Raw genomic sequence first — 18,383 nt, 5'->3', positions numbered from 1 at the left:
CGTCACGCCCCGGCGGAGTCCCCACTCCGACCGGGGCAGTTTCTTATCGAACGGGTTGTCCGCTCGAACATGTTGAGCCTGGTCGCGGTGCCGGCCAACCTGCTGGCGGTGCCGGCCATCGCGCCGGCGACAGTGCTGGGCGTGCTGGCGGCCATGGTGTCGCCGATCTGGCCGGGCGGTGCCGAGTTCCTCGCCTGGCTGGCGAGTTGGCCGGCCTGGTGGTTGGTGGTCGTCGCCCGGCAGGGCGCTGGGCTGCCCGGCGGCACCCTGCCGTGGCTGGGCGGGCTGCCGGGCGCTCTGCTGTTGACCGCGCTGACTGTGGCGCTGCTGGTCGCGGTGCGTCGGCCACTCGTACGGCGACTGGTGGCGGTCGTCGGCGTCGCCGCGGTGCTCGGTGCGCTTCCGGTGCGCCTACTCCTCGCCGGGTGGCCGCCACCGGCTTGGGTGGTGGTGGTCTGCGACGTGGGTCAGGGTGACGCCGTGGTGCTGCCGGTCGCCCCCGGCCGTGCCGTGGTGGTGGACGCCGGGCCGGAGCCGGGCGCTGTGGACGGGTGCCTGCGCCGGCTCGGCGTACGCGAGGTGCCGCTGCTGGTGATCAGCCACTTCCACGCCGACCACGTGGGTGGCGTGGCGGGGGTGTTCCGGGGGCGGCAGGTGGGCGCCGTGCTGACACCGTCGTCGACGGACCCGCAGGGTGGCCGGGATCTGGTCCGGGCGGCGGCCGTTGGCGGGCGGGCGGCCCTGCTGACCACAGTCGCCGGAGCTCGACATCCCGTGGGTGGGGTCGACCTGCTGGTGCTCGGCCCGCCGTACCCGCTGGCCGGCACCAGGTCCGACCCGAACAACAACTCCCTGGTGCTGCGCGCCACGGTGGCCGGGGTGCGGATCCTGCTGCCCGGAGACGCCGAGGCCGAAGAGCAGCACGCGATGGTGGCGCGGGCGGCCCCCGACCAGTTGCGGGCGGACGTGTTGAAAGTCGCCCACCATGGTTCGGCGTACCAGGATCTCGGGTTCCTTGACGCGGTGCGGCCCGCCGTCGCGCTGGTGCCGGTGGGCAAGGGGAACACCTACGGGCACCCGAGCCCTGGGCTGCTCAGCCGGTTGAGCAGGGGCGGTGCCCGGGTGTTACGTACCGACACCGATGGCGACCTGGCAGCGGTTCGGACGGGGAACGGCCTCGCGGTGGCCCACCGAGGGGCGCCGGCCGGCCGAGACTTCTGACCTGCCCAGCTCAGAGGCGGGCCAGCCCCGCCGGACTTGCGAATTAAAAGGCAATTGAGATAGATGTCGGGATTTGCGTTGTGTGCGGGCTGCGCCGACCAAGCCCCGAATGAGCAGGCACGATCCCGCCCTGGGGCGTGCGAATATGGGCGGCGTGACCCCCGCCAGCCTCGCCCCCATTCTGCTCGTCCTCGGTGACGAGGAGCTGCTCGCCACGCGCGCGGTCACCGAAGCTGTCGCGAAGGTTCGCAGCGTCGACCCCGAGGTGGACGTCCGCGAATACCAGGCCGCTGCGCTCACCGTCGGCGAGATCGCCGAGATGCTCAGCCCCTCGCTGTTCGGCGGGCGGCGGCTGCTGATCCTGCGCTCCGGTCAGGACGCCCGCAAGGACCTGGTCGCCGCGCTGCTGGCGTACGCGAAGAATCCCGACCCGGACGTCCAACTGCTGGTGCTGCACCTGGGTGCCGCCAAGGGTAAGGCGTTCGCCGACGGGCTGCGGGCGGCCGGCGCGACTGTCGTGCCGGCGGCCAAGCTCAAGGGACACCGCGACCGGGTGGCCTTCGTCCGGGACGAGATCCGCCGAGCCGGCGGCAAGTGCACCGACGACGCCGCGGAGGCACTCATCGCGGCGATCGGCAACGACCTACGCGAGCTGGCCGCCGCCTGCTCCCAGTTGATCGCCGACACCGACGGGCGGATCAGCGCCGAAACGGTCGCCCGCTACTACCGGGGCCGGGTCGAGGTGACCGGCTTCACGGTGGCGGACGCCACCATGGTCGGTGACGTGCCGGCGGCGCTGGAGGCGTTGCGCTGGGCCCTGCACGTCGGGGTCGACCCGGTGCCCATCGCCGACGCACTGGCCGACGGCGTGCGCACTGTTGCCCGGGTGGCGTCGGCCGGGCGGGGTAACCCGTACCAGCTCGCCAGCAGCCTCGGCATGCCCGCGTGGAAGATCGAGCGGGCGCAGCGGCAGGGGCGCGGTTGGACCCCGGAGGGCCTGGTCCGGGCCATGCAGGTCGCCGCCGAGTGCAACGCGGCCGTCAAGGGCGGCTCAGACGACCGGGCGTACGCCCTGGAACGCGCGGTCTTCTCCGTCGCGGCGGCCCGGCAGGGCAGCACCAGGTGACGAGGGCGAACCGCCCGGCATGGGCGACCATTCCCGTCGACGAGGAGCGGTACCGGCCGCTCTACGCCCGAATCCTCGGCCTGCGGTTCGTCAACCCCGGCGGCGTGCTGTGCTTCGTCTTCTTCGAGGGCGCCATCGCGCTGGCGGTGCTGCTCGCCCTCGCCGAACTGGTCACCTGGTGGGCGGTGCTGGTGCTGCCGGTCGTGGTGGCGGCGATGGTCAAACTCAACGACCAGGTGGCCGCGATCGTGGTCCGTTCCGCGGCGCTCGTGCCCGAGCAGGAACGGGACCGATTCCGCCGCCAGATGGAGCCAGCGGTCGGGCGAGCCCAGGTGGAGTGGATCTCGCACAGCGTCACCGGCGTGGTGATCGCCGCAGATTCGGTGCCGCCCACTCGCCGCGCCGACCCGTCGGACTGAGCCCGCCGCCCGGGCGGATCCTCGGCATTCAGCCGGACTGCGGACACACGGAAACCCCGGGCCTGGGGCCCGGGGTTTTCCGAATCAGTCTGACGGTGAAGTCGTCAGGCGGAGAGCGCCACCACGCGCTTCGCGATCGCGGACTTGCGGTTCGCGGCCTGGTTGGAGTGGATCACGCCCTTGCTGACGGCCTTGTCCAGCTTGCGCGAGGCGTCCAGCATGAGCGCGGTCGCCTTCTCGACGTCACCGGCCTCGGCAGCCTCGTGGAACTTCCGGACGGCGGTCTTCAGCGACGACTTGACCGACTTGTTGCGCAGCCGGGCCTTTTCGTTCTGCCGGTTGCGCTTGATCTGGGACTTGATGTTCGCCACGCGACAGCCTCGTCTTGATAGCTCGGGTTGGTCAGCTTGTGCGCTGGGTGACGAACATGCGTCACCGCTGCGCGAAGAGCCAGGTTACCAGGTCGCCCGGGACGAGCCAAAACGGCTCGGGCGGTGTCACCTCCAGCCCTGGCGTCGGGACAGCCAGTCGAGCGACTGTTCGCCGCTCCACCGCTGGTGCGCCGGTAGGTGTGGCGAAGCCGTCACCGGTGCCGCCGCCGCGCCGGTGAGGTAGTAGCCGGCCAACGCGGCCAGGGTCGCGTCCAGCGCGTCCGGGGGCGCGCCGACGGCGGCCGGGTGCGCGGCGAAGAGCCGATCCGCGTCCAGCCCGCTGGCGTACGCGGTGAGCAGCAGACCGGCCAGGTCGAACCAGGCCGGCCCGGAACAGACCCAGGTCCAGTCGCAGAACCAGGCTCGGCCGTCCGCGCCGATCAGCACGTTGTCGACCCGCAGGTCGCCGTGGACGAGGCTGGTCGCCCCGGCGGCGTACCGGGGGAGGAGCGACTCCAACGCGACGAGTTCGGGCAACCGGCCCCGTGCCGACGTGGGCAGTGGCGGGGTCGGCTCCCGGCCGGCGGCGACCTCCTCCCACCAGAGGATGTCCGAGCGGGCCAGGTCGGCCAGGTGCGGCAGGCCGAGGGCGGTCAACTCGGCCGGCGGGTCGGCCAGGGCGGCGGCGACCTCCGCGTACCCGGCGAGGGTGGCGTCCAGCTCGGCGGGCGCCCAGGGCAGGCGCGGGGTGTGGCCGTCGACGGCGTCGCTGCAGAGCACGAACCAGCCGGCCTCGTACAGGGTCCATCGGGGGCGGGGCGCCGGAAGGTCGGCCGGCAGCCTCTCCAGGATCGCCGCTTCCCGGGCGTACCACTGGACCAGGTGCGGCTGCTCGGCGGCGGGTGCCGCCTTCACGAAGGCGCGGCCACCGGCGGCGGTGTGGAGCACCGCGGCGAAGCCGCGGGTGAAGCCCGCGCCGGCGACCCGGGCGGTGACCACCGGCGCGCCGAGCCGGTCGGCGACCGCGGCCCGCAGCGTCGCCGGCAGCGTCGACCACGACGGTCGCTGGGCACTGGCGTGGTAGGGCACCGGCGGCAACGGGGGAGAGGACACCACACCATGCTGCCCCGGGGTGCGTGCGCGACGCGCGGCGACACTGCCAGACTGCGAAGCCATGAGGACCGAGGACTTCTGGCAGCTGATCGACGAGGCTCGGGCCGGCGGCGGGGGAGAGCCCGGGCCGGTCGCCGCGCGGGCCGTCGCCCTGCTCGCCGAGCGCGATCCGGAGGACATCGTCGGGTACGCCCGGCACCAGACGCGGGTGTTGGCCGCCTCGCACAAGGCGGACCTGTGGGGCGCGGCGTACCTGATCAACGGTGGCGCCTCGGCCGACGGCTTCGAGCACTTCCGGGGCTGGCTGATGACCCAGGGGCGGGCGGTCTTCGCCCGCGCGGTCGCCGAACCGGACTCGCTGGCCGAGTTGCCGCAGGTGCGGGCGGCCTCGCTCAGCGGCGAGGAGTTCTCCGCCGAGCGGATGCTGTCGGTGCCCTGGGACGCGTACCGCAAGGCCACCGCGACCGAACTGCCGGCGGACCGTGACCCGGTGCGGACGCCGGACCTCAACGACTTCTGGGACTTCGACGACGAGGAGGAGGCCCGTCGACGACTGCCCCGGTTGGCCGCGCTCTTCGTCGAGCCGCCGCTGGAGTGAAGGGTCCTCGGGACCGATCCATCGCCCGCGCAGTGGGCGTACCCCGGCGGCGTGGGAACATAGAGGGGGTCGGCGGCGCGCCGGCCTGTTCACGTCAGCCGACCAGAACGGACCGCTGTGCCACCGAAGCTCGATCCCGGCGCGAACGCCCCTGGTTCCACCGACCCCGGTCGCATCCGGAACTTCGGCATCATCGCCCACATCGACCACGGGAAGTCGACCCTGGCCGACCGGATGCTGCAGCTCACCGGTGTGGTCGACCCCCGGCAGATGCGCGCGCAGTACCTGGACCGGATGGACATCGAGCGCGAGCGCGGCATCACCATCAAGAGCCAGGCCGTCCGCATGCCGTGGACCATCCGCGAGGGTGAGCGGGCCGGTGAGCACGCGGTGCTCAACATGATCGACACTCCTGGGCACGTCGACTTCACCTACGAGGTGTCCCGGTCGCTGGCCGCGTGCGAAGGCGCAGTGCTGCTTGTCGACGCCGCGCAGGGCATCGAGGCGCAGACCCTGGCCAACCTCTACCTGGCCCTCGAGAACGACCTGCGCATCATCCCGGTGCTCAACAAGATCGACCTGCCGGCCGCCCAGCCGGAGAAGTACGCCGAGGAGTTGGCCCACCTGATCGGTGGTGACCCCGCCGACTGCATCCGGGTCTCCGGCAAGACCGGCGAGGGCGTCCCGCACCTGCTCGACGAGATCGTCCGGCAGTTCGTTCCGCCGGTAGGCGACGCCGAGGCGCCCGCCCGGGCGATGATCTTCGATTCGGTGTACGACGTGTACCGCGGCGTCGTCACGTACGTCCGGGTCATCGACGGCCGGATCAGCGCCCGCGACCGGATCAAGATGATGTCCACCGGTGCCGTGCACGAGCTGCTGGAGATCGGCGTCATCTCGCCCGAGATGGTCAAGGCCGAGGCGCTCGGCGTCGGCGAGGTCGGCTACCTCATCACCGGCGTGAAGGATGTCCGGCAGTCCCGGGTCGGTGACACGGTCACCATCAACAGCCGGCCGGCGGCGGAGCCGCTCGGTGGCTACAAGGACCCGAAGCCGATGGTCTACTCCGGCCTCTACCCGATCGACGGGTCCGACTACCCGAACCTGCGTGAGGCCCTGGACAAGCTCAAGCTCAACGACGCCGCCCTGGACTACGAGCCGGAGACGTCCGGCGCGCTCGGCTTCGGCTTCCGCTGCGGCTTCCTCGGCCTGCTCCACCTGGAGATCATCCGAGAGCGGTTGGAGCGTGAGTACAACCTCGACCTGATCTCCACCGCTCCGAACGTCGTCTACCGGGCGATCACCGACGACGGCGCGGAGATCGTCGTGACCAACCCGAGCGAGTACCCCACCGGCAAGATCGCCGAGGTGTACGAGCCGGTGGTCCGGGCCACCGTGCTGACGCCCAACGACTACGTGGGCGCGGTGATGGAGCTCTGCCAGGGCCGGCGCGGCACCCTGCTCGGCATGGACTATCTCTCCGCCGACCGGGTGGAGCTGCGTTACACGCTGCCCCTCGCGGAGATCATCTACGACTTCTTCGACCAGTTGAAGAGCCGCACCAAGGGCTACGCCTCACTGGACTACGAGCCCTCCGGCGAGCAGGCGTCCGACCTGGTGAAGGTGGACATCCTGCTGCACGGCGAGCCGGTGGACGCGTTCAGCGCCATCGTGCACAAGGACAAGGCGTACAACTACGGCGTCACCATCGCCGCCAAGCTGCGTACGTTGATCCCGCGCCAGCAGTTCGAGGTGCCGATCCAGGCGGCCATCGGCAGCCGGGTCATCGCCCGCGAAACCATCCGCGCCATCCGCAAGGACGTGCTCGCCAAGTGCTACGGCGGTGACATCAGCCGTAAGCGCAAGCTGCTGGAGAAGCAGAAGGAAGGCAAGAAGCGGATGAAGATGGTCGGCCGGGTCGAGGTGCCGCAGGAGGCGTTCATCGCCGCCCTCTCCTCCGACTCCGGCGACGGCAAGGCCCCCAAGAAGTAGGTATGCCGGCCCGGCGCGCGCCACGCTGGTGCGCGCCGGGCCGCGTCGTGCCGGGGCCGCGCTGGGCCTCCCGGGCTCCGGGCCACGTCGTGCCGCTGCACGCCCGCCTGGCCACTGGTCCGCGTGTGCCGGGCCGCGCCGGTAGCGCCGTGTCTCTCGTTCGCTCGGTCTTTCCGGCCCGGGCGACGTGCCGGCGGAGAATTTTTTCGGCTGAACTCCTCGGTGGGGCAACCGGCCGCAGACCCGCTGACCTGTATGGACGCGCTCCCAGGCCAACCGACGCAGCCCTGCGGCATTGACGGCTGCCGCTTGTTTCCTGGTGAGTCGGTTTGGTTCTTCGGGCGGTCGGGAACTTAGCGGTCACGACAGGAAGCACACATCGTGTGTCAGACATTCTTAGAAGGAGGGCGACCGTGGAGCTCACCGTGTGGGGCATCATCACCGCCATCGTTGTTGGTCTCATCGTCGGCGCGCTGGGCCGCCTGGTCGTCCCGGGCCGGCAGAACATGCCGATCTGGCTGCACCTGTTGATCGGTGTCGGCGCGGCCCTGCTGGGCACCGTGCTGGCGCGGGCGATCGGGATCGCGACCGAGACCGCTGGTGTGGACTGGGGCGAGCTGCTCGTGCAGGTCGTCGTCGCGGCCATCGCCGTCGCGCTGGTGGCCGGTGTGGGTGGCCGCCGCCGCGTCACCCGATGACACCAGCACTGCCGTAACACCGCGACACTTCCGAGGGGCGCCCAGCCGACAGGCTGGGCGCCCCTCGGCGTCTTCCTCCCGGATGGGGTGGTGGTCGCCGGCCCAGTTCCTCGGCCTGATCCGTCGACGGCAACCGTGATCGACTCGGGGTTCCAGTGAAGTCGGGCCGTCCCGGTACCTCCGGCCCGGCCGAACTGTCGATCGTGGCGGAGGGTGGCCTGAATCCGCCCAGTCGGGCCGATGGAACGTGCCCTTGTCGGCCAGGTCGTGATCCTTTGGTGCGCGAAGTCGGTTTGGATTTTCGTTGGGTAGGGCATCTATCCGTCACGACAGGAAGCGCACACACATCGTGTGTCAGACATTCTTTGAGGGAGGGTGGCCGTGGAGCTCACCGTGTGGGGCATCATCACTGCGATCGTTGTTGGTCTCATCGTCGGCGCGCTGGGCCGCCTGGTGGTTCCGGGTCGCCAGAACATGCCGATCTGGCTGCACCTGTTGATCGGTGTCGGCGCGGCCCTGCTGGGCACCGTGCTGGCGCGGGCGATCGGGATCGCGACCGAGACCGCTGGTGTGGACTGGGGCGAGCTGCTGGTGCAGGTCGTCGTCGCGGCGATCGCGGTCGCGCTGGTGGCCGGTGTGGGTGGCCGCCGCCGCGTGACCCGATAACGACCCCGCATCACCTGGCTGGACAGCACTGACAGGACAGCACCAACCGAAAGAGCGCCCGGCCTCGGCCGGGCGCTCTTTCGTGCCGGTGTGCCCGACTTCGACCCGGTGCCGGGACGCCCTTGGTCGGGCCGCTGCGGTACGGTCGCCACGCTTCGGCCAGTCCCGCCCACTGTCGTAAAGGAAATCTCCGTACTAGGGTGCGGCGGAGAAGGTTAGTTCCAGGCGGCGCGAGGGGAGAAGTGGCGTGAACAGGTGGAAGCGGCTGGCCCCGGTCACCGCCATGGTGGCCTCGGCCGCGATGGTGCTGACCGGCTGCGGGGGCTCCGGTGAGGATGCGGCTGACGACAGCAAGCTCACGGTCTGGATGATGGGCGAGGGCGGCGAGGCGCAGAACACCTTCCTCGACTCCGTCGAGACGGAGTTCCGCCAGAAGCACCCCGACACCGACGTGGTGGTGCAGTACATCCCCTGGCTGGAAGCGCCCAAGAAGTTCCAGGCGGCGCTCGCCGGCGGTGAGGGACCGGACATCACCGAGCTGGGCAACACCGAGACCCAGGGCTGGGCGGCCCAGGAGGCGCTCGCCGACGTGAGCGGTCGGATGGCCGGTTGGGCCGACGGCAAGGACCTGCTGCCCGACCTGGTCCGCAACGCGCAGCTCGACGGCAAGCAGTACGGCGTGCCCTGGTACGCCGGGGTGCGCGCGATCTACTACCGCACCGACTGGTTCGCCGAGGCCGGCGTGCAGCCCCCGAAGACCTGGGACGACCTGGTCACCGTGGCGAAGGCCGTGCAGGCGAAGAAGCCGGGCACCTACGGCATCGCTCTGCCGGGCAATTCGGAGCTGCCCTTCTACTCCTTCCTCTGGGGTGCCGGCGGAGAGATCGCCAGCAACCAGGGCGGCAGCTGGAAGTCCGGCTACACGACTCCGGAGGCGCAGCGGGCCGTCAAGTACTGGACCGACCTGGTGACCGTGCACAAGGTGGCCCCGCCGGCCGCCGCCGGCTGGAACGAGATCGACGCGCGGACCCAGTTCGCCACGGGTAAGGCCGCGATGGCGTTCGCCGGCAGCTGGCAGCAGGGCGCGATCAAGAAGGACAACCCCGAGATCGAGAAGGTCTGGGGTACGTTCCCGATCCCCGGCCCGGACGGCAAGGCCGCGCCCGGTTTCGCGGGTGGCTCGGACGTGGCGATCTGGAAGGACAGTGAGCGTCAGGACCTGGCCTGGGACTACCTGACCGTGCTGCTGAACAAGAAGAACGCGCAGAGCTTCGCGAGCAGCCTCGGCTTCTTCCCGGTCTACCAGGATCTGGTCGCCGGCGACACCTACGCCAACGACAAGGTGATGGCCGCGTTCGCCACCACCATGCAGAACACCAAGCTCACGCCGCTCACCCCGAAGTGGGTGGAGGTCAGCCGGACGAAGACGGTGACCCAGGCGATGAACAGCTCGGTCATGAAGGGTCAGAAGACGGTCGAGAAGGCTACCGCCGACGCGGCCGGTGAGATGGAAAGCATCCTCAACGCCAAGTGACCACGCTGACCGAGGTGCCGGAGGCGGCCGCCGCGCGGGAGAACCCCGCGCGGCGGCGTCGCCGGGTGGACCGCCTGCCCTACCTGCTGCTCCTGCCCGCCCTGGTGATCATCGGGGTGCTGCTGCTCTGGCCGCTCGGCCAGGTGGTGGTGATGTCCTTCTACCGGCTGAACAACGTCCGGCAACTGCGCGGCGACCGGGAGTGGCCGTGGGTGGGGCTCGGCAACTACGCCGACATCCTCTCCGACCCGTTCTTCCTGACCGTGCTGCGTAACACGGTCCTGTTCGCCGCGGCCAACGTGCTGCTCACCATGGTCCTCGGCACCCTGGTCGGGCTGCTGCTCAACCGGCTCGGCCGCAGGATGGCGACCTTCGTGGCCAGTTGCGTGATGCTCGCCTGGGCCACCCCGGCGCTGACCGGCACCATCGTCTGGAAGTGGATTTTCGACGACACGAGCGGCCTGGTCACCTGGCTGTTCAACGCGCTGCCGGACGGGCTGTCCAACGCCCTGTTCGGCCGTAGCGACTGGACCGGCTACGGCTGGTTCAACTCGCCGCTGCTGTTCTTCGCCATCCTCACCCTGGTGGTGGTGTGGCACTCGTTCCCGTTCATCGCGGTGAGCGTGCTCGCCGGCCTGAAGAGCGTGCCGAGCGAGTTGCACGAGGCGGCCCGGGTGGACGGTGCCAGCCCGTGGCGGGTCTTCTGGAAGATCACCTTCCCGTTGCTGCGCCCGGTCTTCGGGATCCTGATCATTCTCTCCACCATCTGGGACTTCAAGGTCTTCACCCAGCAGTTCGTGCTGGCCGGCGGCACCCAGGACCGGCCGACGTTCATGCTCGCCATCTACTCGTACGCCGAAGCCTTCTCTCCGCCCCCGAAGTACGGGCTCGGCGCGGCCATCGCGGTGATCCTCACGCTGATCCTGCTCGTGGTCACCTGCTTCTACGTCCGGATGGTGCTCAGGCAGGAGGACGAGTCGTGAAGAAGGTCGCCCTCAACGCCGCCGGGCTGCTGGTCGCGCTCTTCGCGGCGTTTCCGGTCTACTGGATGATCTCGACCTCGCTGAAGCCCAGCAACGAGATCTTCTCGGCCACCCCGCAGCCGGTGCCGGCCCATCCGACGTTGGCGCACTACCGGGAGATCCTGACCGGCAACCTGATCCCCGGCGTGAGCTTCCTCGACTTCTTCCTCAACAGCGCACTGGTCGCCGTCTCCACCGTGGTGCTCAGCGGGCTGGTCGCCCTGCTGGCCGCGACCGCGGTGGCCCGGTTCCGCTTCAAGCTGCGGACCAGCTTCCTGATCATGCTGCTGGTGGTGCAGATGATCCCGCTGGAGGCGCTGGTCATCCCGTTGTTCCTGATGATCCAGCGGCTCGGGCTCTACAACACCCTGCCCAGCCTGATCCTCACGTACCTCGGCTTCTCGCTGCCGTTCGCGGTCTGGATGCTGCGCGGTTTCGTCGCCGCGGTGCCCAAGGAGTTGGAGGAGGCGGCGGCGATCGACGGGGCGAGCCGCGCCCAGACCTTCCGGCGGGTCCTCTTCCCGCTGGTCGCGCCCGGCCTGGTGGCCACCAGCATCTTCTCCTTCATCACGGCCTGGAACGAGCTGATCTTCGCACTGACGTTCATCAACGACCAGGGCAGCTACACGCTGCCGGTGGCGATGACCTTCTTCTTCGGCCGCGACGACACCAACTGGGGGCCGGTGATGGCCGCGTCCACCCTGTTCACCCTGCCGGTGATCATCTTCTTCCTGCTGGTGCAGCGCCGGATGGTCTCCGGCCTGGTGGCCGGCGCGGTAAAGGGCTGACCCCACGCCGGGCGGGCCGGGATCTGCCAACCACTGCCGTGTGGTCGGGCGAGTGCCGTGGGTCGGCCCGTCCCGGCCACCCGACCTATGCTGACGGCCATGACGGGCAGGGTGGCAGCGGTGAACCTCGGCGTGGTGACCGAGGCGGAGTGGGCCGGCGACGCGAGCGGTCGCAGCGGCATCGACAAGCGGCCGGTGGACGGCCCGGTGCCGGTCCGTGTCGACGGGGTGGTCGGTGACTTCATCGGCGAGCGCGCCCATCACGGCGGTCCCGACCAGGCGGTCTACGCCTACGCGGAGGAGGACGCCACCTGGTGGTCGGCCGAGCTGGGTCGGGCCGTGCCGCCGGGTGGTTTCGGGGAGAACCTGACGACGTACGCGGTCGACCTGACCGGTGCGGTGATCGGCGAGCAGTGGCAGGTCGGTTCCGCCCTGCTCCAGGTCACCAAGCCGCGTACGCCCTGCACCACGTTCGCCGGGTTCTGGGGCGTTCCGGATCTGATCAAGCGGTTCACCGTCCGGGCGTCGCCCGGGGCCTACCTGCGGGTGCTGCGCGAGGGGGAGATCGGCGCGGGCGACCCGGTCGAGGTGGTGGAGCGACCGGCGCACGGGGTGACCATCGGCGAGGTGTTCCGGGCCACCAGTCTGGAGCCGGAGCTGCTACCTCGGCTGCTCGACGCGGAGGACCTGCCGGAGCCGATCCGGGAGAAGGTCCGCCGCCGCCTCGCCGCCCGCGGCTAGTGCTCGACCGGTCGCACCGCAGCGGTTAGGAAGGGCCCCTTGCTATGCGAGAAGCGATAGCAAGGGGTCCTTCCTTACGGTCAGCGCAGCCAGGGGATGTTGCGGTCGAGCAGGCCGCGCTCCTTGAGCTCCTTGCGCAGCGGGATCTCGTCGTCGACGTACCCGTCCCAGTTGATGCCCCAGTAGTTGGCGGTGTGGGTGCCCTCACCGATCAGCTGGCGCTGGACCGGGGTGCGGTTGCGGTACCACTCGCCATCCACGTCGGGGTGCAGCTCGTCCAGCGGACGGATCCACCGGTAGGTGTAGCCGACGAAGAGCATCTTGCGGGTGATCGTCGACAGGTTCGTCGACCGGGAGTGCCACTGCCGGCGGTCGAAGATGAACGCGTCACCCGGGTTGGCGGTGATCTCCACCGTGCCCTCCGGGTCCGGGTTGTGCACGCTGAGGTCCTTGGGCCGGTCCAGCGAGTTCCACAGGTGGCTGCCCGGGATGACCTTGGTGGCGCCGCGGCCGGTCTCGGAGAGGTCCGACAGCACGTACGCGACCTTCAGCGAGAACATCGGTCGGGGCAGGTTCGGGTCCATCGTCTCCGGGTCGGAGTTCTGCCGGTACCCGTCCTGGTGCCAACCCCAGTACGGCTTCTCCGGCTCGGCGGCCGGCGGGGTGACGTCCAGGTGGTTGTGGTGGGTGTAGATGTTCCAGCCGGCCAGCCCCCACATGTACGGGAAGGCGATCGGGTGGGTGAGCAGCTCGCCGAAGAGCTCGTCGCGCTCCAGGAAGCCCAGCAGGTGCAGGGTGCCGTCCTTCTTGGTGGTGCCCTTGGCCTGCTCCTCCGCGTAGACGCGGTCGACCGCCGCCTCCAGCGCCGCCCGGTGGTCCTCCGTCAGGACGTTGCGCAGCAGGAGGAAGCCCTGCTCGTGAAACTCCTTGCGGTCAGTGTCGCTGATCGGTTCGTAACCGGTCCGGTCGCCGTAATCGAACACCGCGTCGTACCCCTCCCCATGAGGTGAATCCTTTTCTGGCATGGCACAGGCCGCCGATCGTAACGCGACGGCTGTGGCCTCGGGGAGGGCGTCTTCGATGCGTGGTCCGCAGTGGGACCCCACGCAGCGGGGAAACTGCGCAGAGTGAGTTCGCTGTGATCAATAGGGGTATTGCTGGGCATTTGCCCGATTGTGCGGTGACTGCCGGTTAAGAGATCCGGGTCGGTCAACCCTCGTTGAACACCTCGGCCACCACCTGACCGGCAGGGCTCTGCTCGCCGTCCGCCCGGCCCCAGGTGCCGGCTCGGGCGGTCCACTCCAGGTCGCCGAAGCGGACGCGCTTCACACCGTGGTCCTGGGCGTGGGACACCAGCCAGTGCGCGTACCGCCAGCCGTCGCGCTGGTCACCCGGGGTGACCGCCAGCCTGGTCGGGTCAGTCGGGTCGGTGCCCTTCAGCCCCCAGTCCAGCACCAGGTTGCGGGTCAGTTGCGCGGCCGCCGCCGCACCGTGCATCACCGGGGTGCGCCCCACCGTGCAGGCGACCGCTCCGGTGGCGTCTCCCAGCAGCGCTCGGCTGAGCACCTCGGAGTCGTCGGCCCACTTCTGGTAGGCCTCCGGGAAGGCCGAGCGCTGCACCCGTTGGGCGGCATCGGTGACGCGCATCTTCTCCCAGCCGCGCACCTTCTTGAGTGCCGCGTAGAACCGGTTGGCCGCGTAGCGCGGGTCGCGGATCTGCGCCGGGGTGCCCCAGCCCTGGCTCGGCCGCTGCTGGAACAGGCCGACCGAGTCGCGGTCGCCGTCGGCGAGGTTGCGGAGCCCGGACTCCTGGTAGGCGGTGGCCAGCGCGACCACCACGGCACGCTCGGGCATTCCGCGCTGGGCGCCGATCGCCGCGATGGTCGCCGCGTTGGCCATCTGGTCGGCGTCGAGCGCGACCCGGCCGTCGGCCTGCACGGTGCACTTGCGGGCCGCCAGCGGCAACTGGAGGCGGTCACCGACCTGCCGTACGACGAGCCAGATCGCGATCACGGCGACGAGGATGAGCACCACTCCACCCGCCACGGCTGCCCGAGTTCGCACCCACACCCCCAGATCGACAGTCCGACAAGCGTACGTCCCCCGCGGGCCTCTCCGGGTCGTCTGAGCGGTTCGGGACCGGCTCTGCCGAGGCGTGCCGATCGGGACATTCCCGCTTTGGGCCCGGTCTCACCTGCCGGTATGGCTCTCTGCCACGGTCCGGCCCGGCGAAAATCGGGACATCTGCTGTCCGGCTCGCCGGCCGGTCACCAGCGCCCTGCGTGGTGCCTGTCGGACCTGTCGTGCGTGTCACGGTCTCGGTTTCCCCGGGAAGCGGTTGACCGGTCAAGGACTTACTACGGTTGACATGTCAATTGGTGGTCCGCCCGATCGGGGAAACCGGTCGGACCGGTCCTGGAGCAAGGAGGATTTCCATGGGGACGCTCGACGGCAAGGTCGTACTCGTCACCGGCACCGGCGGCGGTCTGGGACGCGTCGCCGCGCAGATCTTCGCGCGGGAAGGCGCCAAGGTCGTCGGCGCCGACATCCAGGTCGACGGCAACAACGAGACGGTCGAACTCGTCCGCGGCGCCGGCGGTGAGATGACGGGCATCGCGCCGGTCGACCTCACCGACCCGGAGCAGGTGCGCACCCTCGTCGAGGACGCCGCCGCGGCCTACGGCGGGCTCGACGTGGTCTACAACAACGCCGCGGCACTGCGCTTCGGCCCGATGCCCGACTTCTCGGTCGAGGACTGGCGCTACACCATCACCGGCGAACTCGACATCCCGTACTTCGTGTCGAAGTTCGCCTGGCCGCACCTGGTGCGACGCGGTGGTGGTGTGATCATCAACGCCGCCTCCATGGCCGGCATGATCGCCGGTCACGTCCCCCCGATGGTCGGCCACACCGCCGCCAACGCGGGCGTCATCGGCCTGACCCGACAGCTCGCGCTGGAAGGCGCGCCGCACGGGATCCGCGCGGTGGCCGTCAGCCCTGGCCCGATCGTCAGCCCGGCGAGCGAGCGCGACCTGGGTGACAACCAGGCGGCCCGGGACGCGATCACCGGCAAGACGCTCCTCAAGCGGTTCGCCCAGCCCGAGGAGGTCGCCGAACTGGTGGTGTTCCTGGCCTCCGACCGGGCCTCCTACATCACGGGGGCGAACTACCCGGTCGACGGCGGCGCGACCGCGTGGTGACCGAGGTGTGGGCGCCGCCGCTCCCGGGCGGCGCCCACCCGGTCACCAGTAGCCGGCCGGGCCAGCCGGAACGCTCAGCCGTCCAGAGCGGCCACCCATCGAGTCAATCGTTTCTCCCGGAACGCGGTGACGCCCTCGCGCCCCTCGTCGGAGAGGAAGTAGCTGGTCGACAGGGCGGACAGCCGCGCCAGGTCAGCGCGCAGCTCGGCGGTGCCCGGCCGGCGCAGCAGCTCCTTCGCCCCGGCCAACGCGCCGGGAGCGCCCCGCACCAGCGAGTCGCAGTAGCTCCGCACCGCGGCGTCCAGCTCGGCGGCCGGCACGGAGGCCGTGACCAGGCCGATCTGAGCGGCCCGCCGCCCGTCGAAGGTGTCCCCGGTCAGGTACAGCTCGGCGGCGGCGCGCGGGTGCAGCCGGGGCAGCACGGTCGCCGAGATCACCGCCGGGATCACCCCGATCCGCACCTCGGTGAACGCGAACGTGGCCTCGTCGGCGCAGACCGCCAGATCGGCGGCGGCGGCCAGGCCCAGCCCGCCCGCCCGCGCCGGCCCACCAACCCGGGCCAGCACCGGCTTCGGGCACTCCCAGAGCGCCGCGAGCACGTCACCCAGCATCCCGGCGGGCACCGTCCCGCTCGCGTACGCGGCGGCCGTCTCCTTCAGATCCGCACCCGAGCAGAAGACCGGGCCGGTGTGGTCCAGCACGATCGCTCGGACCGACTCGTCGGCGACCGCGTCGGCCAGCCCCGACAGCAGTTGGGTCATCAGGCCGGTGGAGAGCGCGTTGCGGTTGTGCGGGCTGTCCAGGGTGAGGGTGGTCACCCCACGGGCCGTGGCGACCCGCACGAGGACGTCGGGAGAGGTCATGCCGGGCACACTAGTGGCCATGCCCGGCGTCCTTCCAGATGGTGAGACCGTCCCCGTCGACGGATCGCTGCCCGCCACCGCCACCACGGCGGTCGGCGCGCGCGGCTTCGGCGTGTACGTCCACGTGCCGTTCTGCGCCAGTCGCTGCGGCTACTGCGACTTCAACACCTACACGACCGCCGAGCTGGGCGGCGGCGCGAGCCGCGACGGGTACGCCGACACCGTCCTGGCCGAGCTGGCGCTCGCCGCCCGGGTGCTGGGCGACAGCCCACCGCCCCGGGTCGACACCGTCTTCGTCGGCGGCGGTACGCCCACCCTGCTCCCCGCCGACGACCTGGCCCGCATCCTCGACGGCATCGACCGCACCTGGGGGTTGGCCGCCGACGCGGAGGTGACCACCGAAGCCAACCCGGAATCGGTCACCCCGGAATCGTTGAAGCTGCTGCGGGCCGCCGGCTACACCCGGATCTCGCTGGGCATGCAGTCCGCGTCGCCGGGGGTGCTGGCGATCCTGGACCGCAAACACAGCGCGGGCCGGGCCACCGCCGCCGCGCTGGAAGCCCGCGACGCCGGGTTCGAGCACGTCAACCTGGACCTGATCTACGGGACGCCGGGGGAGCGGGCCGAGGACTTCGCCGCCTCGTTGGAGCAGGTGGTCGCCGCCGGAGTCGACCACGTCAGCGCGTACGCCCTGATCGTCGAGGACGGCACCCGACTGGCCGCCCGGATGCGACGCGGCGAACTGGCGTACCCCAGTGACGACGTCGCCGCGGACCGCTACCTGGCCGCGGAGGCCGCCCTCGACGCGGCCGGGCTGTCCTGGTACGAGGTCTCCAACTGGGCGCGCACCGACGAGGCCCGGTGCCGGCACAACCTGCTCTACTGGACCGGCGCGGACTGGTGGGGGCTGGGGCCGGGGGCGCACAGCCACGTCGGCGGGGTGCGGTGGTGGAACGTCAAACACCCCTCGACGTACGCCCAGCGGTTGGCCGCCGGCGCGTCTCCCGGCCTCGCCCGGGAGGTGCTCACCGCCGACGAGGCGCACATGGAGGACGTGATGCTGCGGCTACGGCTCGCCAGCGGGCTGCCGTTGGCGGTGCTCGACGCCAGCGGCCGGGCCGGCGCCGAGCGGGCGCTGGCCAACGGCCTGCTGGCCGCCCAGGACTACGCGGCCGGCCGGGCGGTGCTCACCCTGCGCGGACGGCTGCTCGCCGACGCGGTCGTGCGCGACCTGCTGCCCTGAGCGGGCGGGCCGGCCGGGGGAGCGGCCGGCCCGAGGTCACTTGATGAAGCTCGCGGAGAGCGGGTAGCGGTAGAACTGCCCCTCGTTGGCCTTGATCCCAGCCAGGATGCCGAACACGGCGCCGAGGACGACAGCCGCGATGACCCCGATGAAGCCGATCAGGATGCAGGACAGCACCCAGCCGATCAGGCCGACGATCGACCAGATGAGCTGGAAGTTGAGTGCCGCCACGGCGTGCGTCCGCACGGTCGGGGACTGGTTGCCGCGGACCAGCATCGCCACCAGCGGGGCGATCCAGCCGAGCACGCCGCCGCTGATGATCATGCCGGCGGCGCCGCCGAAGTGCGCGACCAGCGCCCAGGTCTTGTCCTCGTTGTTGGCGTAGCCGCCGCCGGGGCCGCCGTACGCGCCACCGGTCGGGTAGCCGCCGGGCGGGGGATAGCCGCCGGGCGGGGGGTAGCCTCCCGCCGGAGGGTAGCCACCTGACGGCGGTTGGTCACCGGTGGGCGGCGGATAGCCACCGGGCGGGGGATAGCCGCCCGGGCCGGGTGCCCCGGACAGTGGTGCGGTGGGTGGCTCGGCCGACGGGGGCGAACCCGGGGAGGTCGGCTCCGGCGGGTAGTTGCCGGGGTCACCCGCGCCGGGAGGGCGAGGAGGTTCAGTCATGGATGTCACGGTAGGGGCACCGGGCAACGCCGCACCAGAGCAACACCGCCCGACGATGTGGGCCAATTGGTCCGGCGGGGTGGCGCGGGCCGCACCGACGGGCCGTCGTTGATCATCGCGTC

At 70.8% G+C, this 18,383-nt stretch carries 18 protein-coding genes and 1 pseudogene; 13 read left to right on the top strand and 6 right to left on the bottom strand.

Going from position 1 to position 18,383, the window contains the following annotated elements:
* Nucleotides 1-72: 72 nt before the first annotated feature.
* The 3 genes and pseudogenes from O7614_RS26465 to O7614_RS26455 all read left to right on the top strand — a co-directional run.
* Nucleotides 73-1,221: pseudogene (locus O7614_RS26465) on the top strand (ComEC/Rec2 family competence protein); the annotation flags it as partial.
* Nucleotides 1,222-1,366: 145 nt separating this feature from the next.
* On the top strand, nucleotides 1,367-2,347 hold the full coding sequence (gene holA / locus O7614_RS26460) for a DNA polymerase III subunit delta (protein ID WP_278141133.1): 981 nt from the start codon (nucleotides 1,367-1,369) through the stop codon (nucleotides 2,345-2,347).
* Nucleotides 2,344-2,766 carry a hypothetical protein gene (locus O7614_RS26455; RefSeq protein WP_278141132.1) on the top strand — a complete coding sequence of 141 codons (423 nt, stop codon included), beginning with the start codon at nucleotides 2,344-2,346 and terminating at the stop codon, nucleotides 2,764-2,766. The genes holA and O7614_RS26455 overlap by 4 nt, the downstream gene beginning before the upstream one ends.
* A 104-nt stretch (nucleotides 2,767-2,870) precedes the next feature.
* Here the strand turns inward: O7614_RS26455 and rpsT are convergent, their stop codons facing one another.
* Together rpsT and O7614_RS26445 are read right to left on the bottom strand one after the other, a co-directional pair.
* Complete coding sequence (gene rpsT / locus O7614_RS26450) at nucleotides 2,871-3,137, bottom strand: 30S ribosomal protein S20 (RefSeq protein ID WP_030336508.1); 267 nt, start codon at nucleotides 3,135-3,137, stop codon at nucleotides 2,871-2,873.
* A 126-nt stretch (nucleotides 3,138-3,263) separates the two neighbouring features.
* Nucleotides 3,264-4,250 (bottom strand): phosphotransferase, encoded by a 987-nt coding sequence (locus tag O7614_RS26445; RefSeq protein WP_278141131.1) that lies wholly within the window; start codon nucleotides 4,248-4,250, stop codon nucleotides 3,264-3,266.
* 61 nt (nucleotides 4,251-4,311) lie between these two features.
* Between O7614_RS26445 and O7614_RS26440 the strand changes: the two genes are divergently transcribed.
* The 8 genes from O7614_RS26440 to O7614_RS26405 all read left to right on the top strand — a co-directional run bounded on the left by O7614_RS26440 (nucleotide 4,312) and on the right by O7614_RS26405 (nucleotide 12,289).
* Nucleotides 4,312-4,848 (top strand): DUF4240 domain-containing protein, encoded by a 537-nt coding sequence (locus O7614_RS26440; protein WP_278141130.1) that lies wholly within the window; start codon nucleotides 4,312-4,314, stop codon nucleotides 4,846-4,848.
* Nucleotides 4,849-4,965: 117 nt separating this feature from the next.
* Nucleotides 4,966-6,840, top strand: a complete 1,875-nt coding sequence (lepA, locus tag O7614_RS26435) for a translation elongation factor 4 (protein WP_278141129.1) — start codon at nucleotides 4,966-4,968, stop codon at nucleotides 6,838-6,840.
* A gap of 413 nt (nucleotides 6,841-7,253) precedes the next feature.
* Nucleotides 7,254-7,538, top strand: coding sequence for a GlsB/YeaQ/YmgE family stress response membrane protein (locus O7614_RS26430; protein WP_088991454.1), 285 nt, complete (start codon nucleotides 7,254-7,256; stop codon nucleotides 7,536-7,538).
* Nucleotides 7,539-7,919: 381 nt separating this feature from the next.
* Complete coding sequence (locus O7614_RS26425) at nucleotides 7,920-8,204, top strand: GlsB/YeaQ/YmgE family stress response membrane protein (RefSeq protein ID WP_088991454.1); 285 nt, start codon at nucleotides 7,920-7,922, stop codon at nucleotides 8,202-8,204.
* A 247-nt stretch (nucleotides 8,205-8,451) separates the two neighbouring features.
* Nucleotides 8,452-9,738, top strand: a complete 1,287-nt coding sequence (locus tag O7614_RS26420) for a sugar ABC transporter substrate-binding protein (RefSeq protein ID WP_278141128.1) — start codon at nucleotides 8,452-8,454, stop codon at nucleotides 9,736-9,738.
* On the top strand, nucleotides 9,735-10,721 hold the full coding sequence (locus O7614_RS26415) for a sugar ABC transporter permease (RefSeq protein ID WP_278141127.1): 987 nt from the start codon (nucleotides 9,735-9,737) through the stop codon (nucleotides 10,719-10,721). The genes O7614_RS26420 and O7614_RS26415 overlap by 4 nt, the downstream gene beginning before the upstream one ends.
* Nucleotides 10,718-11,548, top strand: coding sequence for a carbohydrate ABC transporter permease (locus tag O7614_RS26410; RefSeq protein WP_278141126.1), 831 nt, complete (start codon nucleotides 10,718-10,720; stop codon nucleotides 11,546-11,548). Before O7614_RS26415 ends, O7614_RS26410 begins: the two co-directional genes overlap by 4 nt.
* A 99-nt stretch (nucleotides 11,549-11,647) precedes the next feature.
* Nucleotides 11,648-12,289: an MOSC domain-containing protein gene (locus O7614_RS26405; RefSeq protein WP_278141125.1), complete on the top strand. Its 642-nt coding sequence runs from the start codon at nucleotides 11,648-11,650 to the stop codon at nucleotides 12,287-12,289.
* Nucleotides 12,290-12,369: 80 nt separating this feature from the next.
* On the opposite strand, the gene O7614_RS26400 is transcribed toward O7614_RS26405, so the two are convergent.
* Entirely contained in the window at nucleotides 12,370-13,272 is a 903-nt protein-coding gene (locus O7614_RS26400; RefSeq protein ID WP_278141124.1) for a phytanoyl-CoA dioxygenase family protein, read from the bottom strand.
* Nucleotides 13,273-13,498: 226 nt separating this feature from the next.
* On the bottom strand, nucleotides 13,499-14,359 hold the full coding sequence (locus O7614_RS26395) for a hypothetical protein (RefSeq protein WP_278141123.1): 861 nt from the start codon (nucleotides 14,357-14,359) through the stop codon (nucleotides 13,499-13,501).
* A gap of 365 nt (nucleotides 14,360-14,724) precedes the next feature.
* On the opposite strand from O7614_RS26395, the gene O7614_RS26390 reads away from it, so the two are divergent.
* On the top strand, nucleotides 14,725-15,489 hold the full coding sequence (locus O7614_RS26390; RefSeq protein ID WP_278141122.1) for an SDR family NAD(P)-dependent oxidoreductase: 765 nt from the start codon (nucleotides 14,725-14,727) through the stop codon (nucleotides 15,487-15,489).
* A gap of 74 nt (nucleotides 15,490-15,563) precedes the next feature.
* On the opposite strand, the gene O7614_RS26385 is transcribed toward O7614_RS26390, so the two are convergent.
* Complete coding sequence (locus tag O7614_RS26385; RefSeq protein WP_278141121.1) at nucleotides 15,564-16,352, bottom strand: enoyl-CoA hydratase-related protein; 789 nt, start codon at nucleotides 16,350-16,352, stop codon at nucleotides 15,564-15,566.
* A 19-nt stretch (nucleotides 16,353-16,371) separates the two neighbouring features.
* Here O7614_RS26385 and hemW point away from each other — a divergent pair, with 19 nt between their 5' ends.
* On the top strand, nucleotides 16,372-17,595 hold the full coding sequence (gene hemW, locus O7614_RS26380; RefSeq protein ID WP_278142388.1) for a radical SAM family heme chaperone HemW: 1,224 nt from the start codon (nucleotides 16,372-16,374) through the stop codon (nucleotides 17,593-17,595).
* Nucleotides 17,596-17,631: 36 nt separating this feature from the next.
* Here hemW and O7614_RS26375 read toward each other — a convergent pair whose 3' ends face one another.
* A complete protein-coding gene (locus tag O7614_RS26375) occupies nucleotides 17,632-18,261 on the bottom strand; it encodes a DUF4870 domain-containing protein (protein ID WP_278141120.1) in 630 nt (209 codons plus the stop codon).
* Between the last annotated feature and the right edge of the window lie 122 nt (nucleotides 18,262-18,383).

It is taken from the genome of Micromonospora sp. WMMD961, assembly GCF_029626145.1.
Classification (GTDB): Bacteria; Actinomycetota; Actinomycetes; order Mycobacteriales; family Micromonosporaceae; genus Micromonospora.
Note: the sequence above shows the minus strand (reverse complement) of the source record. Positions and strands in the feature narration are given on the sequence as shown.